This window comes from Bacillus luti (genome assembly GCF_001884105.1).
In the GTDB taxonomy this organism is placed as follows: Bacteria; Bacillota; Bacilli; order Bacillales; family Bacillaceae_G; genus Bacillus_A; species Bacillus_A luti.
Genome location: NZ_MACI01000002.1, coordinates 1 through 19,050, shown reverse-complemented (window position 1 = coordinate 19,050; position 19,050 = coordinate 1). Strand labels below are relative to the sequence as shown.

21 protein-coding genes are annotated in these 19,050 nt (G+C 33.7%); 5 read left to right on the top strand and 16 right to left on the bottom strand.

The features are described from left to right. Positions 1 to 5 precede the first annotated feature (5 nt). A complete protein-coding gene (locus BAQ48_RS00110; protein WP_071709496.1) occupies positions 6 to 962 on the bottom strand; it encodes a thymidylate synthase in 957 nt (318 codons plus the stop codon). Positions 963 to 1,160: 198 nt separating this feature from the next. Here BAQ48_RS00110 and BAQ48_RS00105 point away from each other — a divergent pair, with 198 nt between their 5' ends. After that, entirely contained in the window at positions 1,161 to 2,618 is a 1,458-nt protein-coding gene (locus tag BAQ48_RS00105) for a serine hydrolase (protein WP_071709495.1), read from the top strand. A gap of 52 nt (positions 2,619 to 2,670) precedes the next feature. Here the strand turns inward: BAQ48_RS00105 and BAQ48_RS00100 are convergent, their stop codons facing one another. The 6 genes from BAQ48_RS00100 to BAQ48_RS00075 all read right to left on the bottom strand — a co-directional run bounded on the left by BAQ48_RS00100 (position 2,671) and on the right by BAQ48_RS00075 (position 7,518). Beyond that, positions 2,671 to 3,603, bottom strand: a complete 933-nt coding sequence (locus tag BAQ48_RS00100; RefSeq protein ID WP_071709494.1) for an aminoglycoside phosphotransferase family protein — start codon at positions 3,601 to 3,603, stop codon at positions 2,671 to 2,673. Between the two features lie 11 nt (positions 3,604 to 3,614). Next, entirely contained in the window at positions 3,615 to 4,001 is a 387-nt protein-coding gene (locus tag BAQ48_RS00095; RefSeq protein ID WP_071709493.1) for a VOC family protein, read from the bottom strand. Between the two features lies 1 nt (position 4,002). Further along, complete coding sequence (locus BAQ48_RS00090) at positions 4,003 to 4,638, bottom strand: HAD family hydrolase (protein ID WP_071709492.1); 636 nt, start codon at positions 4,636 to 4,638, stop codon at positions 4,003 to 4,005. Positions 4,639 to 4,746: 108 nt separating this feature from the next. Continuing rightward, positions 4,747 to 5,334 carry a YpjP family protein gene (locus BAQ48_RS00085; protein ID WP_071709491.1) on the bottom strand — a complete coding sequence of 196 codons (588 nt, stop codon included), beginning with the start codon at positions 5,332 to 5,334 and terminating at the stop codon, positions 4,747 to 4,749. 281 nt (positions 5,335 to 5,615) lie between these two features. Then, on the bottom strand, positions 5,616 to 6,815 hold the full coding sequence (locus tag BAQ48_RS00080; protein ID WP_071709490.1) for an ABC transporter permease: 1,200 nt from the start codon (positions 6,813 to 6,815) through the stop codon (positions 5,616 to 5,618). Further along, positions 6,808 to 7,518, bottom strand: a complete 711-nt coding sequence (locus tag BAQ48_RS00075; protein ID WP_071709489.1) for an ABC transporter ATP-binding protein — start codon at positions 7,516 to 7,518, stop codon at positions 6,808 to 6,810. The genes BAQ48_RS00080 and BAQ48_RS00075 overlap by 8 nt, the downstream gene beginning before the upstream one ends. A 153-nt stretch (positions 7,519 to 7,671) precedes the next feature. Between BAQ48_RS00075 and BAQ48_RS00070 the strand changes: the two genes are divergently transcribed. Together BAQ48_RS00070 and BAQ48_RS00065 are read left to right on the top strand one after the other, a co-directional pair. Then, entirely contained in the window at positions 7,672 to 8,103 is a 432-nt protein-coding gene (locus tag BAQ48_RS00070; protein ID WP_071709488.1) for a GNAT family N-acetyltransferase, read from the top strand. A 29-nt stretch (positions 8,104 to 8,132) separates the two neighbouring features. Next, positions 8,133 to 8,660, top strand: a complete 528-nt coding sequence (locus BAQ48_RS00065; RefSeq protein WP_071709487.1) for an HAD-IIIA family hydrolase — start codon at positions 8,133 to 8,135, stop codon at positions 8,658 to 8,660. 243 nt (positions 8,661 to 8,903) lie between these two features. On the opposite strand, the gene BAQ48_RS00060 is transcribed toward BAQ48_RS00065, so the two are convergent. The 7 genes from BAQ48_RS00060 to BAQ48_RS00030 form a co-directional block, all read right to left on the bottom strand. Beyond that, positions 8,904 to 9,389: a DUF2975 domain-containing protein gene (locus BAQ48_RS00060; RefSeq protein ID WP_071709486.1), complete on the bottom strand. Its 486-nt coding sequence runs from the start codon at positions 9,387 to 9,389 to the stop codon at positions 8,904 to 8,906. Between the two features lie 185 nt (positions 9,390 to 9,574). Continuing rightward, positions 9,575 to 10,015, bottom strand: coding sequence for a GNAT family N-acetyltransferase (locus BAQ48_RS00055; RefSeq protein WP_071709485.1), 441 nt, complete (start codon positions 10,013 to 10,015; stop codon positions 9,575 to 9,577). Beyond that, the gene (locus BAQ48_RS00050) at positions 10,012 to 10,485 is read right to left on the bottom strand and encodes an SAM-dependent methyltransferase (protein WP_071709484.1); all 474 of its coding nucleotides are present in this window, start codon (positions 10,483 to 10,485) and stop codon (positions 10,012 to 10,014) included. The genes BAQ48_RS00055 and BAQ48_RS00050 overlap by 4 nt, the downstream gene beginning before the upstream one ends. A gap of 95 nt (positions 10,486 to 10,580) precedes the next feature. Next, positions 10,581 to 11,273: an aspartate/glutamate racemase family protein gene (locus BAQ48_RS00045; protein WP_071709483.1), complete on the bottom strand. Its 693-nt coding sequence runs from the start codon at positions 11,271 to 11,273 to the stop codon at positions 10,581 to 10,583. A 183-nt stretch (positions 11,274 to 11,456) separates the two neighbouring features. Continuing rightward, positions 11,457 to 12,659, bottom strand: coding sequence for an iron-containing alcohol dehydrogenase (locus BAQ48_RS00040; protein ID WP_071709482.1), 1,203 nt, complete (start codon positions 12,657 to 12,659; stop codon positions 11,457 to 11,459). Positions 12,660 to 12,746: 87 nt separating this feature from the next. Continuing rightward, a complete protein-coding gene (locus BAQ48_RS00035) occupies positions 12,747 to 14,186 on the bottom strand; it encodes a GntP family permease (RefSeq protein ID WP_071709481.1) in 1,440 nt (479 codons plus the stop codon). Between the two features lie 216 nt (positions 14,187 to 14,402). Continuing rightward, positions 14,403 to 15,068, bottom strand: a complete 666-nt coding sequence (locus BAQ48_RS00030; RefSeq protein ID WP_071709480.1) for an HAD family hydrolase — start codon at positions 15,066 to 15,068, stop codon at positions 14,403 to 14,405. A gap of 194 nt (positions 15,069 to 15,262) precedes the next feature. Here BAQ48_RS00030 and BAQ48_RS00025 point away from each other — a divergent pair, with 194 nt between their 5' ends. Continuing rightward, on the top strand, positions 15,263 to 16,060 hold the full coding sequence (locus tag BAQ48_RS00025) for a lipid II flippase Amj family protein (RefSeq protein ID WP_071709479.1): 798 nt from the start codon (positions 15,263 to 15,265) through the stop codon (positions 16,058 to 16,060). 24 nt (positions 16,061 to 16,084) lie between these two features. Next, positions 16,085 to 16,660, top strand: coding sequence for a nucleotidyltransferase family protein (locus tag BAQ48_RS00020; protein ID WP_071709478.1), 576 nt, complete (start codon positions 16,085 to 16,087; stop codon positions 16,658 to 16,660). A gap of 36 nt (positions 16,661 to 16,696) precedes the next feature. Here BAQ48_RS00020 and BAQ48_RS00015 read toward each other — a convergent pair whose 3' ends face one another. Next, entirely contained in the window at positions 16,697 to 17,617 is a 921-nt protein-coding gene (locus BAQ48_RS00015) for an alpha/beta fold hydrolase (protein WP_071709477.1), read from the bottom strand. Positions 17,618 to 17,652: 35 nt separating this feature from the next. Continuing rightward, the gene (locus BAQ48_RS00010) at positions 17,653 to 18,993 is read right to left on the bottom strand and encodes a sodium-dependent transporter (RefSeq protein ID WP_071709476.1); all 1,341 of its coding nucleotides are present in this window, start codon (positions 18,991 to 18,993) and stop codon (positions 17,653 to 17,655) included. Positions 18,994 to 19,050: the final 57 nt, after the last annotated feature.

The window sequence follows — 19,050 nt, the reverse complement described above, 5'->3', positions numbered from 1 at the left end:
TACAATTACACTGCAACTGGTGCTTTAATTGCTGGGTGTGGATCATATCCTTCAATTGTTAAATCTTCCATTTCAAAATCAAAAACAGATTTCACATCTGGATTTAATGTAAGTTTCGGGAATGGACGTGGTTCACGTGCCAATTGCTTTTCTACTTGCTCAAAATGATTCGTATAAATGTGTGCATCTCCAATTGTATGAACAAATTCTCCCACTTCAAGTCCGCATTCATGTGCAATTAAATGTGTTAGTAGTGAGTAGCTTGCAATGTTAAAGGGAATTCCAAGGAATATATCTCCACTTCTTTGATATAACTGACAAGAAAGCTTTCCATCTGCTACATAAAACTGGAATAGCGTATGACAAGGCGGTAAGGCCATACTTGGTACATCTTCTGGATTCCAAGCAGAAACAATTAAGCGACGTGAATCAGGCGTTTTCTTAATCATATCAATTACATCTTTTAGCTGATCAAGTGTTTCACCAGCTGTCGTTTTCCAAGCACGCCATTGTTTTCCGTATACGTCTCCTAAATATCCAAACTTCTTGGAGAATGCATCGTCTTCTAAAACGTTCTTTTTAAACAATTCCATTTGCTCATCGTATTGCACTTTAAACTCTTCATCTTGTTGTGAGCGAAGACCGAAATCTGTCATATCAGGACCAGTATACTCGTCACTTTCTACCCAGCTCTTAAACGCCCATTCATTCCAAATATTATTATTATGTTGCAATAAATAACGAATATTTGTATCACCTTTCATAAACCAAAGGAGTTCACTTGCTACAAGGCGAAATGGTACTCTCTTTGTCGTTAATAAAGGAAACCCTTTACTAAGATCAAAGCGCATTTGATATCCAAATACAGATACAGTTCCTGTCCCTGTACGATCTTCTTTTTTCGTACCGTTCTCCATTACGTGACGGCATAAATTTAAGTATTCATATTCAGCATGTTTCATATGTAGAAAAACCTTCTTTCAATCTTATATGCAATTTATCATAACATGAAAAACCATAAATTTAATAATCCTAATTAATAAAATTTCTTTCAGTAATTCTTACAAAATTATTAACTTTCCATATTTAAAAAGGTTTTCATTTTCTATTACCGAAAGTATAGTGCGGTAGGGAAAAATTTATATTTGGAGGTTAGAAGTATGTCTAAAATTGAAACGCCTATTATGACTTCTTTACAAACAACGGTTGAAAAAATGATGAAGGATTTAAAAGTTCCTGGCGCTGCTATAGCTATTATAAAAGACGGCGAAGTTATTATTTCAGAAGGTTTTGGCTATCGAAATATAGAGACAAAAGAGCCTGTTACACCAAATACTTTATTCGCAATCGGTTCCTCAACGAAAGCTTTTGGTACACTCTCACTAAGCTTATTATCACAACAAAAAAAGTTTAATTGGGATACCCCTGTCCAGTCTTATATACCTAACTTCTCTTTATCTGACATATTAGCTAGTTCACAAGTTACAGGGCGTGATTTAGCTTCCCACCGCACTGGAGTAAGTCGTCACGATGCCCTCTGGTACAGTTCTTCTTTAACTCGTAAAGATTTAGTAGAAAAAATAAAACATTTATCACTTGATGCCCCGTTCCGCACAGCATTTCTTTATAACAACTTAATGTATGCGACAATTAGCTATATTGTGGAAACCATTACGAATCAAACGTGGGAACAATACGCTACAGAACATATTTTAGAGCCGTTACATATGAGGCATACAAACTTCTCTATTACAGATTCACAACATACAGATGATTACGCATTACCTTACGCTGAAGAAAATGGTGAAATAAAAGAAATACCATTCCGAAATATTGATACAGTTGGAGCTGCTGGATGTATTAACTCTACCATTGAAGATATGGCAAAATGGGTCCAGCTCCATTTAAACGAAGGGAAAATAGAAAATCATGATTTGATTTCTACTGAACTACTCCAAGAAATGTATACACCGCATACACCAATCCCGGATCAGCCAATGCTAGCAACAAGTGAATCACCATTAAACAGCTACGGATTAGGTTGGTTTATTAGCGCTTACCGCGGTTATAAACTTATTCATCATGGTGGTAATATTGATGGATTTTCTGCACTTGCGTCATTTATGCCAAACGAAAAGATCGGTATTATTGTACTAACAAATTCCGGGCAAACTTTACTTCCTACTTACATTACAAAACATATATATGACGAACTTCTCGGACTAGAATTTATCGACTGGCATGAACGTGCTGTAGAAGATAGTGAAAAAATGAGAGAAATGATGAAGGAGACATTGGAATCCCTTCCTGAAGCAATAAACGGGACTACACCTTCTCACAAATTAGAGGACTACACCGGTACTTTTGAACATCCTGCTTATGGAACATTACAAGTATACAAACGAGATGAATCCCTATATGTACAATTTATGGAGATGGAGATTCCATTGCAGCATCATCACTACGACATTTTCTCGGCACCAATCGACTTATTCCAAATGAAAATGAGCCTATTATTTGCTTATGAAATGAATGTAAGTGGTGAATTCCCATCCCTTCAGTTACATGTACCTGCTATGTTAAGTACACAGCCGCTTGCATTTACGAAAGCTAAATAGTTCATTTAATAGTAATCAAAAAAGTAGGTGTGGAATTACACACCTACTTTTCCTATTTTTCATTTATTATTTCACTCTCAAACCAAATTGGCTTCGATAGTTCAAAGTTTTTATGATCTTCTAACACAATAGTAAGACGCTCTAACGTATCATCTAACATATGTGGCGCTGCTCGTAAACACCAAACAACTGAAGAGAAAACAGTCATTCCAACGTACACTGCATATAACCGCCAAAACTCTTCTGGTATTTCCCCATTATAATAGCCTACTATTTGCCCGATGGAATACTGAATACTAATATCTCTTGCAAATAGTGCAATTTTTACGAAATCATGAAGTGGGTCGCCCCAGTCATATCCATTAAAATCAACAACACCTACATATTTCCCGTCCCGTAAGATTATATTCTCTAAATGAAAATCATCGTGTTGAAATCGATTTGGGCGGTTCTTTAAATATTTTTCATTTTCATCTATAAACTTTATGATTTTATCATCATTTTTTATTTTTATGCCACATGTTTTATATGCATCTAAATATTTTTGATGTTTTTTCATTGCTCTTTCATACCATGGAAGTATATCATTAGGAGCTTCATATGTATGCATTTTTGCTAAATCTTTCCCTGCATCTATACCAATCTCATATTGTTCTTTTGGTGAGTACGTAGGCAATAACTTCTTCGCATCTTCCCCTTCTAAATATGAAAAAATGCCATAGCATAAACCTTCTTCTGCCAACAAACCCATTTCAATTGGTTTTTGTGCTTGCACTCTACGGTTTTGCATTTCATTTAAAATTTGAAACTCTATTTTCTTTCTTTCATACTCTTTTATATCGCCTGTCCGCAATAAATATTTTTCATTATTCGTACTCGTAATTATATATTTCTTATCAGGTGAGAAACCTTTAGAAATTTCTTTAATATCCACTGCATCTTTTACTATTTGTATATTGTTTTGCCCTACTGTAATTGTCTTCATGTATATTCCCCTTACATTTCTACATTTGGTGTATACGCTACTTCTATAATAAACCCATTCGGATCATAAAAATCAATCGTATAGTACCCTTCCGAATAATGATTCATTTCAATCGGACCTCGTATTACTTTCACTTTTGTACTAAAAATAAACTCTGCTACTTCATCAACTACTCCTCTATGAATAGCTTGATAACAAATATGTCTTGGCCCTAAAGTCCTTACTATTTCCTCATCTACTTCTTTAAAATATATCTCACTTTCTCCTGTGCTATATGCTACTTCGTTTAACTTTCTCCATCCAATTATGGAAAACAACTTATCATAAAAAGAAATGGACTCCTCTAAATCCTTTACCCAAAGTTCAATATGATGAATACCCGCTCGAAGTGTATTCATATTAAGAATACGCTCCTTGTACTACTTGCACAATTTCCATCGGTGTATGAACCATATAATCCGGTGCATCTTTTTTTACTGTTTCAATGACATCATACCCCCAAGATACCCAAATTACATTCACACCAGCCTTTTTACACGCTGCTACATCTCTCTGCTCATCACCAACGTATAACATATCTTGCTCTGTTAGCTTTTTCGATTTTAAAAATCTTTTTATCATTTTATCTTTACCGAACAAATTTTTAGAACAGTACACTTCCTGAATGTTTTCTATTCCATTGTTGTGTAAAAATGCCCGAATATGCTCTTCTGAGTTCGATGATATGACTGCAATTCCGTATCCTTTTTTATGTAATTCATCTAATACATCCTTCATTCCATGAAATAAAATGAGATCTTTTATAGCGGGTTGATATAATTTGTAAAACTCTAACGCTAAAATAGGAAGCTTATACAGTGGTACATCAAGCTTTTTACATCTCTCAGACATAGTCAATTTTCGTAAAGGCTCAATTTCTTCTTCACTAACAGTCTTATAGCCATGCTTCTCAGCAAGTTGATTATAAATCGGTACAAATATATTTTGTGAATCTACTAATGTGCCATCAAAGTCAAAAACAATATATTTTTGCATCCCCATACTCCCTTTATTTCTTTTTTTCCTAAACCTCTGTTATTCAACAACATTGTTGCCTTACCCTTCTATAAGCATAAAAAAGAACAAGATTTTCTCTTGTTCTTTTTACGACAGCCATTTTGGCGGTACATTCGTATTCCAATAAATATTTCCTAATTCATGATGTCCTGAGTATCCATCATCAAAACGGTGATAGTGGAAGTTAAAATAATAACCATCTTGCGGTGGATGATCTCTTCTTACATGAAATCGCAGTAAGTCATTTCCTGATTTTGTATCATAAACGTGAAAAATTTTCTCATTATTTCCACCAGCTGGTCTTTGAGAAATCGCTAACGATTGTAACGATTCTTCTGGTACATCATTTGCCAGTTCAGCAATTGCTTCTTCAATTTTCGGTAAAACTACATCTTTAAACTCATCTTCAATTACTGGACCAATTTTAGTACCAAACTTTTGCATCGACTGTTTCTCTGCTTCTTGCATTGCATAAGTAATAAAAGTATCGGTGGTTAACCTATCATTCGTTTCTTCATATGTATAGGACGTACTCTCCAAATTTTGTTGCCTAGCTGTGCTCGTAGGCTTGTCCGCAGCTTTGGCATTATCAAGCAATATGGAAGGAGGCGTCACTAAACCAAATGTAAATACGGTAATTAATGCGACTAAGGTTTTTCTAAACCAATTTGGCATTTATGTTCCCTCCCCTTTCACTCATTATATTTTATATAACGGTTGTTTCTTCTATTATACAAAATGATTGTAATTTTTGCACTTTACAAATTTGTTAACGTTCACATATTTTTCACTTGAATATGAAATTGTAAGATTTCATACACTATAAATAACAACAATGAGGAGGCAACCAGATGACTTTAGATGTCATGTATTCTGCCGCAAGCATACTCGTTCTAGTATATTTTATTTATCAATGTGTTACAGACTAGAAAAAGAGCCATTTTCAGGCTCTTTTTCTATGGTAAAAATACAATCCAACCCATCAATAATATAAAAACAATCCCGGCGATTACAGCTGGAAATAAATAAAAATGAGAAAGTATAATGATTCCATACAAAAGTATTACTGGAAGTAGTAAATAACGATCCGCCTTCCACCTTAACAAAAGTAATTTCCCTTCTTCACAATATAAATGAAGAAACATTTTTTGCGTAAACGCATTCCAATAATCACGTGCATAACGTGAAATTGCAAATAAAGCAAATACGAGAATAATAGCTGCAATCCACCTTGGAGTCATAATTATACTTGCAGTGCTTATACATACAATTTGAATATAAAATATTCGCACAGTACTTGTACGGAAAAATTCTTTCAAAAAAGATTCAACAATACGAGAATCAGCTTTCTTCCCTAAAAACCTTTTAGAACGTGGAAACATCCATGGTTTTTTGTTCGAACTACTCGGCTTAACAGTATGGCCACCAACTTGCATAATCCCGCTCGTCCAGCGCATACTTTCTTCTTTTTCCTTTTCGACTTCTTTATAAAAGTAATTTTTATAATTCATCTTCTCTTTTACTAATACAATAATTAAAGAAATTGCTAGACTGATACATAGAATTGAATAAAATGGATTTTTATAAATAAAAAATAAACTAATTCCCGTAAAGGATACGCTCATAGAAAATATTACATTTTTTACAATCCATAAAACCCATCGTTTCCCAACACGTACATGAATAAATCTCGTCAACAACGACAGTAAAAATCGAAATACAGTAAAGAATGCCCAAAATAATACGATTTGTATCTCTGTTACTTTGATGCCTTTCATCAACACTGGTAACATAATAACGACTACTATTCCATTCGTTATCGCTATTCGAACAAATGTGTAAATCATGCCATACTGAACTAATTTTTGCATATGAGCTGGATACGAAATTAAAAACAAACTATCTGCTTGTTCAAAAAATGAGCGAACTCCTCTCGAATATGTTACAAGATAAAATACGAGTAACCCTAATCCGAAGTAAATCGTCTCTTCCATTGATAATTCATTTACCCATAGTGACCGGTAATAGATTCCCATAAATATAAAAGCTGGAATAATAATATATAACGCAACTGTCCAATCTGTTACCGAACGTATAGACTTCCATTTCCGCTCAAGTTCATGACGCAATCTTTTATAAAACTGTTGTTTAATCATGTTGTTCACGCCTTACAATTACATCAAAACAGTCTAATAATGAACTCCCTGTCATTTCCGCTAACGTTTGAATCGTGTGTAGGTTTCCATCCGCTACTAATGTTCCTTGTGAAATGAGCAAAAATCTTTCACAAATTCTTTCAGCGGTATCTAATACGTGCGTACAAAGTAAAATTCCTGCCCCGCGTTCTTTCTCTTTATATAGATAACTTAAAAATTCTTTTGTAGCTACTGGATCTAAACCGATAAAAGGTTCGTCAATTATATAAAAATCTGGTTCAGTTAAAAACGCCAATATGAGCATCGATTTTTGTTTCATACCTTTTGAAAACTTTGATAAATACTCATGCTTATGCTTATCCATTCGAAATGTATGTAATAATTGTTCCGCCCGTTCTTCCCAGCTTCCAATTTCACTTCCACGAGCTGCCATTAATAATTCAATATGTTCCCAAAGCGTCAAATAATCATAATAAGTTGGATGTTCTGGCACGTATGCATACGGATTTTTCTTTTCGCCAAATGAGATTTCACCATTCATATTTGCAAGTAAACCGAGCATCGTTTTAATCGTGGTACTTTTCCCGGCACCATTCGCACCAATAAGAGCAACTAGTTCACCTTTTTCGATGGAAAAAGCAATATCATGAATTGTTTTTTCACCTATTTCATATCCAGCAGAGCGGATATTTACTTTTAACATACATTCCCCTTCTTTCCATTTTCAATACAATCAAGGAAAAGAATAACATACAACTATCTATATATCACTATGAAATATTTATTTTCCTAGCAGGAAAAAACATTTTTTAACAGAATATTAAATGTTTGATTACATTTTATTGGAGTGGATAGTATGTCTTTTCAAATTCGTGAAGCGACGATAGACGATCTTGATGCACTTTGCTCTTTAACGAAAGAATTAAAAGGTTCCTCTATTTCCTATGAAGATATGAATAACCGATTGCAATTCGTACAAATGAGTCCTTTTGATTTTTTATATGTTTACGAGGAAGAAGAAACTATATTTGGATTACTTGGGTTTCGTATACGTGAAAATTTAGAAGATGTAACTCGGTATGGAGAAATTTCAATTATTAGCGTTGATTCAACAATAAGGCGTAAAGGCATTGGACAAGTGTTAATGGATTATGCAGAGCAATTAGCAAAGAAGCATAATTGCATTGGCACATGGCTAGTTAGTGGAACAAAAAGGGTAGAAGCTCATCCTTTTTACAAAAAATTAGGATATGAAGTAAATGGATATCGATTTGTAAAACATTTTTAAACTACTTATAAATTGAAAGGACTATAACTATGACAAACATTAAAGCAATTTTCATTGATCGTGACGGTACAATTGGCGGCGACACTACAATACATTACCCAGGCTCTTTTACATTATTTCCTTTCACAAAAGCATCCTTAAAAAAACTAAAAACTCAAAATATAAAGCTTTTCTCTTTCACAAATCAACCGGGTATCGCAGATGGAATAGCGACTGTAACTGACTTTGTACAAGAATTAGAAAGTTTCGGTTTTGATGATATTTACCTATGTCCCCACAAACACGGTGATGGTTGTGAGTGCCGTAAACCAAGTACAGGTATGCTTCTTAAAGCAGCGGAAAAACATGGACTAGATTTAACGCAATGCGCTGTAATTGGTGATCGATGGACTGATATTGTTGCAGGAGCAGAAATAAACGCGACAACGATTTTAGTACGAACGGGCGCTGGATATGATGCTTTACATACGTACCGAGACAAGTGGGCACATATTGAGCCGAACTACATTGCAGAAAACTTTGAAGATGCAACAAACTGGATATTAAATCAACTGTAAAACAATTTAAAAGAGACGTTTCACTCTGTAAAATAAAAAAATAGCAATATAAACCCTCTCTTACAAAAACAAGAGAGGATTTATATTGCAGGTTTTGATTCACACGCCACAATGTAAAACATTGTTTACGTTGCTTTTTGAGAAACAAACATTACAAATCACATCATATTTTTATCACTACTATCAATACAATTCTCTGAACAAATAACATCGATATTAACAATACTTGTCATACCCTCCATCTCAGACTGTCAAATCATTTTCTGATTTTATATTAATCGCTTCTTGTAGAAGGCGTTGGAGGATGGCAGCAAAAACAGCAATAACGAGCGAAGCAAAAATGATGATGAATCCCATTAATCCAATTGGAGGATCAACTTTCTTCGCTATAAAACGAAAGAGTGGCATAGCTACTATATACAAACCGCTGATTGTAATTGCACAACATTTTATGTTCTTTAACGCCTTTACAGATAATTCCGAGAAAGCTCTGTTCCTGTCAATATATTGCAAAAGATTAAAAGCCTGATGGAGAGCAATGTAAAAAGGTAAAGCCGCTCCATACATGACAATGAAAACAAAATATTTCATCAGGATAATATTTGGATACAACTCTGCCGCGAAATTCGCCATTTTGGGCACTAAAAATATACATAAAGCAAGCACTGCAATTCCAGCCAGAAAAATAATTACTTTTAAGAAAGTAGTTGAACCTCGTTTAACATTCATTTACAATACCTCACTTATTTAATGACAATATGATTTTACCACACGTTTTATCGTTTAACAATAAATTATTGTTGTTTTTTATCATAATATTATTGTTATCACCATGTTTTTTGACAAAAATAAAAAGAATTTCTCATTACAAAGAAATTCTTTTACTTTAAAATGTCTCTTTAATTTTATATATTTTAAAACGTTAATTCATAATGGAAATAACGATTATCTCTTAAATAACCATTTTCAGCGTATAATCGCTGCGCTGATAAATTATCAATCTCTGTTTGTAATTTTACACCTTTTGCGCCATTTTCTAATGCGAATGTTTTAGCAGCCTCTAATAATTTTTTACCTGTTCCGGCTCCGCGCTTCGCCTTTTGTACAAACAGATCATTTAAAATCCATAACTCTTTCATCGAAATTGAAGAAAATGATGGATATAATTGTGTGAATCCAATATATTCACCCTCTTCAACTGCCACGAAAATAACGGACTCTTTTCTCTCAATGCGATTTCGTAAAAATACCTTTGCGCCTTCTATATCTGAATCTTGATTATAAAACATACGATAGTTATTAAAAACTGATGCTAGTCCATCTAAATCTGCAATTGTTGCCTCATATATTCTCATTTTACTCCATTCCCCTTCCAATACTGTCTCATTATATCTGTTGCCCATTTAGGCTGTTGTATGTCCTCTTTCGGCATAAACTCTTTCATTATTGGCTTTATATCCAATATAGGAGTGCCATCAATAGCATCTAATCCCTCAACAATAATTGATTTACCTTCTCTTTTTATTACTTTTACAATTGTCACACCTATGCGATTCGGACGATTTTTTCCACGCTGTGCAAAAATACCTACTTTAGGATAATCATTATTATTTCTAGGATGTCTTGCTACATATTGAATTTGTTCAGCAGTTACTTTATGAAAATAAAAAACAATTTCAATATGAGAAAAGTCTTCAATTCCTTGCATACTTTCTTCTGTAAACATATCAGTTAAAGTAATGCAGGATCTAACTTCCCCCCACTCATCATCTTTTATTTCCTTTCTTTCATTATGTACAAATGCGATTGGTTGAACTGAAAACATACGCATTCCCCCTTAAATGTAACCACTTACATTATAAAATATTTTCTGAATGTTTTCCAGATAGACGCACTAAGTTTACATAATATAATTATAATCTATTTTTCTAAGGAGACATTTACAGCTTCAATTGCATGTATATGAGTAGTATCAAATACTGGGACTGGTACGTCTTCTTGCTTTATTAATAACCCTATTTCTGTACAACCTAATATGATTCCCTGTGCTCCTTTTTCCACTAACTCTTCTATGACTTTTTTATAACATTCTCTAGATTGAGATATTATTTTTCCTAAACATAATTCTGTATATATTACTTCGCTTACTTTTTCTCTATTTTTTTCTGATGGAACTATTACTTTTATATCATTCTCTTCTATTCGTGACTTATAGAAATCTTGCTCCATTGTATATCTCGTTCCAAGTAGCCCAACCGTTTGAATACCTTTTCTTTTAATTTCTTTTGCAGTTGCATCAGCAATATGCAAGACTGGAATATTAATATTTTTCTTTATTTTGTCAACTACCTTGTGCATTGTATTTGTGCAAATGATTATAAAGTCTGCTCCTCCTACTTGCAGTGAATATGCCGCATTCCCTAATACTTCTCCTGCGCCATTCCAATCTCCGTTAGACTGGAATCGTTCAATCTCTTCGAAGTCAACGCTATTAATCATACATTTTGCTGAATGTAATCCTCCTAACCTCTCTTTTATTTCTTCATTAATAATTCGATAATATTCAGAAGTTGATTCCCAACTCATACCACCTATAAGACCTATCGTTTTCATATAAACACCTACCTAAACTGTTTTTATAAAACTAATAACAACATTTTATTATGTATATTATACATAATAAAACAAGACTTTAAGTTTATAATATAAAGTCTTGTTTTAACTAATTTAAGATGTCAATAATGAAAATTAATTCTATATTCATTTCCAAGGAAATATTTATAGAATATTCAGAAATCAATATTCCGATGTTTTTATAGAATCTGCATATTTGTAATTAAAACATTCTCGATATAACTGTTTGATTTCATCATAAGAAGGTACTCGTGGATTATTTCCTGGGCTACCACTTTCAATTGCATCTGACGCCATTTTAGAAATAGCATTTTCAAATTCAATTTCATCGATTCCGTATTCTTTTAAATTTGGAATACGAAGATTAAAACAAAGTTTCTTTATTTCAGCAAGCGTGTAATTTGCTACTTCTTCATCAGAATATGAGTAAAAATCGTTGTTTAAACTGCGTCCAATTTCTGCTAACCTTTTCACTGCACTTGTTTTTGTAAACTCTAAAACTGTAGGTAATAGTATGGCATTCGATATACCATGTGGTACATGAAATAATGCTCCCACTGGCCGAGACATTCCATGAACTAATGTAACGGATGCATTGGAAAATGCGATTCCAGCTTGTAATGAAGCAATCATCATCGCTTCTCTTGCTTCCATATTATCTCCATCTTCATATGCAATACGTAAATATTTCATAATACTTTCAATAGCTGAAAGAGCAAGTACATCTGTAAGTGGCTGTGAAACTTTAGAAATATATGCTTCTATTGCATGGCACAATGCATCTATCCCTGTTGCTGCTGTAATCTGGGGTGGTACCGAACATGTTAAAATAGGGTCTATAATTGCTACTTGTGGTATAAAACTCGGATGCTTCATCATCATTTTTACATCTGTTTTTTTATTCGTAATTACTGCTACACTTGTTACTTCTGATCCAGTACCAGAAGTTGTTGGAATTGCAATAAGTGGTAGTGGATCATTTTCTATTTCAATATCCTTTTGAACGTAATATTCAATTTCTCCACCATTAGTATATAACACTGCTACCGCCTTCGCAGCATCAATACAACTCCCACCACCAATACCGATAATAAAATCACACTTTCCTTCTTTACAAATAGTTAACGCTTCTAATACGTGTATGTTTGTAGGCTCAGCATTCACTTTATTATATGTAATAACAGTAATGCCTTTCTTGTTTAGTTGTTTTATACACCTTTCTATATAACCTAATTTCTCCATAATCGTATCAGTAACTATAAAAGCTCTTTTCCCTAACTTTTTTGATTGTTCTCCCAGTTTTTCAAGCGAATTTCTTCCATATAATACAGACTTCGGCATACGAAACTCAGCAACTTCTTGCAAGTACTCCACCCCTTCTTACCCTAATTAATATTTTATGAAATAAACTATCGATTTGATGAATCTTTACTATTCGAATTTCAAAAATTATTAATAGATTCCTGTTAAAGTATAGAACGCGATGACTGCAAATACAGCAACCGTTTTCAAAATTGTAACAGCAAATATATCTTTATATGACTGTTTATGTGTTAATCCTGTTACTGTCAGAATTGTAATAATTGCACCGTTATGCGGTAATGTATCCATACCTCCTGATGCCATTGATACAATACGATGCATAACTTCTAATGGAATATCAAATTGATTGGCTGCTGCAATAAATTTATCTCCCATAGCACTTAAAACAATTCCCATTCCTCCTGATGCAGAGCCTGTAATACCCGCTAATATATTCGTCGTTACCGCTCCATTCACTAAAGGATTCGTGAACGTTGCAGAAATACTGTCTCTCATTATCGCAAAACCAGGAAGCGCTGCAATCACACCACCAAAGCCAAACTCTGCTCCTGTATTCATTGTTGCAAGTAGTGCTCCCCCTATACTTGTATTTAATCCAGCCTGAAAACCTGTTACTACTCGTTTCCAATATAATAAAAGTGTTGAAACAATCCCAATAATAAGCGCTAATTCTACTGACCAAATCCCTACTACTGCACTTAATTCTACCTTTCCAAATGCTTTCATACCAATTGCAGAAAAATCAAAACCGTTCGGATACCACTTCGGTATCATGATTGTGAAAACTTTATTCATTACACCTACTAAAATAAGTGGTACAAACGCAATTACTTGCTGTACTTTCGTAATCTCAATACCGCGCATTACTGGCATAGCTTTTTGTTCTAATTGTAAAGTTGCAGCCATTTCGTTATTCCCATCATTAAATCCGAAATACCCTTCCCCTGCTGCCTTAGCCTTTTTACGTCTACTCTCTAAATATAATAAACCTAACGTTAAAACAAAGATTGCTCCTAAAATGCCTAATATCGGTGCTGCGTAAATGTCAGTTTTAAAAAAAGTTGTAGGTATTACATTTTGAATTTGTGGTGATCCAGGAAGTGCATCCATTGTAAACGTCGCTGCTCCGAGAACAATCGTTCCAGGGATCAAACGCTTTGGAATATCCGCTTGTCGAAACAACTTAGCCGCAAACGGGAATATAGCGAATACCACTACATACACACTAACACCGCTATATGTTAAAATAGCTCCCATTAAAACAATCGCTAAAATTGTACGTTTTTCCCCAACTAACTCTACAATTGTCTTTGCGATTGAATCAGCAATTCCTGACATTTCTACTACTTTCCCAAATATTGCTCCTAGTAAAAACACTGGAAAATATAATTTAATAAATCCTACCATTTTCTCCATAAAAATATTAGAAAAGAAAGGTAATACAAAACTAGGTTCTGTCAAAAATACCGCAAATAATGCGAAAATCGGTGCAAATAAAATAACAGAGAACCCTTTATATGCTACAAACATAAGTAAGCTAAGTGCTAATAAAATAATAACTAGCTCCAATTATACCCCTCCTTTAAACTGAAAATTCAATCTTCTTTTGACAAACTTCTGTAATTTTGTCACACTCTATTCTTTCATGACAAACCTCCTCTATTTGTTACAAATTTTTCATGCTAAAAATGTCTAATTATACATATTCGATTACATATGAAAAATCCCTTTAAACAATAACGATTTCATCGTCATACGTTATAAAGGGACTGTTAATGTCTATATTCATTGCTTTATCAAGTTATTTTCTATACAAAAATGATATAACCCTTCTACATCATTCGCGATATGGGTCACACCAACTTCTTTCAACTCTTTTTCACTTCCATAACCATACAAAACTCCAATTGAAGCAATTCTATTATGATTCGCACCAATTATATCGTGCTTCCTATCTCCAATCATAACAATTTCTTCTTTATTAAGTTCATCATTTGTCTGTAGAATATGAGAAATGATTTCTTCTTTTTTTATTCTCGTACCATCTAAATTACTCCCGACGATATCTTCAAAATAATTCGTTAATTGAAAATGATCTAGTACTTGTTTCGCAAATACCGTAGGCTTTGATGTTGCTACAAATAAATGATTACCCGATTCTTTTAATTGTTGCAATATATCTGGAATACCTTCGTATACACTATTTTCAAACAATCCACTTTGCTTTAAATACTCCCGAAAATAAAAAACAGCTCGTTCAACTTCTCCCTCATTCATATTATATCTCTCTATGAATGATTGTTGAATAGGAGGACCAATAAATGAATCTAACTCGTTTGCATGTAATTCTTCAATCCCTACTTTTTTTAACGCGTATAAAACTGAATTTACAATCCCTTCTTTCGGATCCGTTAATGTTCCATCTAAATCAAATAAAAATGTTTTATACATGTTTCCTTCCTCCACTCACCTCATTGTATATGTAAACGAAAAATACCTTTTACCTACCTCTCCCCTATTATACTATTATTATCCATTTTTCTGACAAGTTACTTTTCCTATATCACGTACTTTCAGTTACAAAATACGATAGATATGATAAAGTGAAACAGTTACAATTAATTTAATAGAAATTGGTGAAACAAATGTCAATTACGTTAATTTTTATAATGGCTTTCACAATTGTCATCCACGCAGTCGAAACAAGTTCTTATAGTATTCGATTAGCGGGGGTTCGTTTAAAAAAGATTGCAGTTGCTTTATCTGTCGTAGGAATGGTACTGCTTATTTCTAGAACTTCTAACTTACTACAAGCCTTTTTAATCGGTGGTATTGTCGATGAAGCAAAGCTAGATTCTTCTATTGATTTAGAGCATATTATACGACTCGTACTATTATCTGCTTCTATCGGTACATTACTTGCAATTATACTTTATCCGACTTTGACAAAGCTATTTGGGTATGTCATTCAAAACTTTGAAACAGATGGTTCATTCATTCGAATGATGAAAACAAATAACATTCAAAAATTAAAGTACACAAAAAAATATGTACGCTTTCCAAAGCTAGAAATGATTCATCGAATGAGGATCGGTGGTATCCCAAAGCGTATTATGCTTATTAACATGTTTGCTACTGCAATTTATACAGCGGGTGTTCTGTCAGCCCTTTATGCTTCTTTTCTAAATCCAGATTATGCTACGAACGCAAGTACAGCTTCCGGTCTTGTGAATGGTTTTGCTACCATTTTATTAACGGTGCTACTCGATCCACGCATTGCTCTTTTAACAGAGCGTGCTTTACAATCAGAAAATGGTGCTGAATCTATGGGTAAAATGTATGGTTGGCTAATGATATCTAGACTTTTCGGTACATTATTAGCACAGCTCCTATTTGTACCAGGTGCTTACTGGATTTTATGGATTATTGAACTCATGCATTAATTTACTAGAAAGGTGAATATATCAATGAAGATACAAACAGAGCAAGATATAATTCGCTCAATAGAAAACGATGAATGGATGATGGATGTATTACAAATAGCAAAATCACTAGAGCTACCTGATTGGTGGATTTGCGCCGGGTTTGTCCGTTCTAAAATTTGGGATATTTTACATAACCACGAAGTAAGAACAACTACACCAGACGTGGATGTCATTTATTTTGATTCTTTTCATAAAGATGAGGCATACGAACAATTACTAGAAAAGAAGCTGATAAATTTGGATGCTTCTATACCTTGGTCAGTAAAAAATCAAGCTCGCATGCATGTAGTGAATAACATGCCGCCATATTCTTCTTCTATTGATGCTATTTCTAAATTTCCTGAAACAGCAACTGCTTTAGGCGTGACACTTGATGAACAAAACAATGTCATATTAACGTCTCCATGCGGAATAGAAGATGTACTTTCATTACAAGTGAAGCCGACAGCTCACTTCCTTGAAACGAAAGAACGGATACATATGTACAATAAAAGAGTTACTAAAAAGAATTGGCAAAGCAAATGGCCTAACATAACTATCACGTATCCAGAAATGTAGAAAGGGTGCTTCTCATTTGTAGAAGCACCCTTTTCTTCACTTCAAAAAATGAATGACTGTTTCAGCAAATCGATCCGCTTCCTCATAATGAGGTGTATGACCACTTTCTTCAAACACAATATATGTACCGTTTCGAGCACCTTTATTAAATGTTTCAATTTGTTTTTCACATGTGACTACATCATGTTTCCCTACAATTAATAACATCGGACTCTGTACATCTTTTATTTTAGTTAATAATGACGTATAACATGCTCCTTCTGACTTTAATCTATCGAAATGGATGTTGGAACGATTTAAAAATACATCCCACTCTGCGTCACTATATAAACTATCATCAGTTTCATCTTCTTTATAATTGTAAATCTCCATTCTTTTTTCTTCTAATTCAGCGCTTAAACTTATATAAGCTTCGAGCAACTCTTTTGAACTAGCATTTGCATTACTAGATGAATAAGTAAAACAGTCTTCTGCTACTAATTCTTTTCCATATTTCTTTAATAAAGTTCCTGTCTTTTGTAGTAAAGATCTACTTGTTAATGCAAAATCGAAAGTTGGCCCTTCAAATATGATTTTCTCTATTGAATTTGGATATGTCGCTGCATATAACAATGCTAAATATCCACCGAAAGAGTGTCCAACTATAGACCACTTCTCAATTTGTAATGCTTTTTTTAATTCCTCACAGTCTTCAATCAAATCTTTTAATCCAAAAGTTTCGTCTTCAGTAATTTCTTCTGAGCGACAAACACCTCTTTGATCTATCATAATTACATATAAATAATCTTTTAAACGTTCCGCTTGATGAAATGAAAAATCATAGCAACTTTCTCCTGGCCCACCATGCAAGTATAGGACTGGTTTATTTTTAGGATTTCCATGCGTTTCAACATATAGCTTTTTCCCTCTAATATTCATGTATTCCCCTGATTCTATCAAATTCGTCTTTATAATCATCACCTTCTTTTTACTGAATATTATAACATTTGTTATTAAATAATCCCTATTACATTTAAAAAGACGATGATGATTGCAAGTGGTGCTACAAATCGAAGTAAAAATGCCCAACAAGTGAATACTTTCTTTCCGTAATTTCCACCTACAAAAAACTCTGCTGCTTGCACCTTCTTTTCCATTTTGAATGAAACAAAAATACTAATAAATAGTGCTCCAAGTGGCATTAATATATTACTAGATAAAAAGTCTACAGCATCAAAAATATTCTTTCCGAAAATCGTAATATCACTCCATACTCCAAATGAAAGTGCTGATGGTATACCTACTAGAAAAATGCAGAAACCAATGATCCATGATAATTTATTTCTTTTTTCTGGCTTCCCATTCGCCATTGCTGAAACAACTGTTTCAAGTAAAGAGAACGCTGATGTTAGTGTAGCAAATGTAAATAGCGCAAGGAATACTGTTAAGAACAATCCGCCGAATGGAATTTGACTAAATACAGATGGTAGTACGATAAATAGTAGTCCAGGCCCTTCTGTCGGCTCCATGCCTAATGAAAATACGGCCGGAAAAATAGCAAGACCCGCAAATAAAGAAACAAATAAATTCAATCCAACAATTGTTATTGCTGATTTTGGTAAACTTTCTTTTTTGTTTAAATACGAGCTATACGTAACCATAATCGAAATCCCGATACTAATCGCAAAGAATGATTGTCCCATTGCGAACAAAATACTTTCTGAAGTAATCTTTGAAAAATCTGGTTGTAAGAAAAACTTCACACCTTCCATTGCATTGTCAAGTGTTAGTGAGCGAACAATAAGAGCGACAAATAAAACAAACAATGCTGGCAACATATATTTACTCGCTTTTTCAATTCCGTTTTGTACACCTTTTGATACAACCCAAATTGTAATGAACATAAAAGCGAAATGACCGATAATGGCCCAAGCGGGATCTCCAATTGTTTCAGTAAATAATGCACTATAGTTTTGTCCTGGAGTAATAAGCTGTCCAGTTATTCCTCTGAATAAATAAATTAATACCCATCCACCTACAACACTATAAAACGAAAGTAATATAAAACATGTTCCAACCCCAAGACGTCCAATCCAATGCCATCCTGTATTTGGCGCGATACTTTTAAATGCTCCAACTGCTTGTTTCTGTGTACTACGTCCAATCATAAATTCAGCTATTAGTAGTGGTAGTCCAATTAATACAGTAAATAATATAAAGATTAAAAAGAATGCTCCTCCCCCGCTCTTCCCAGCGATATAAGGAAACTTCCATATTGCACCTAGTCCAATTGCTGATCCTGCCGCCGCCATTATAAATCCTAATTTCGAAGTCCATTGCTCCGTCTGTTTCATCTTATTTTCCTCCTAATAAATCTTTTTATATAAATAATTAAATTTTATGAACTTATC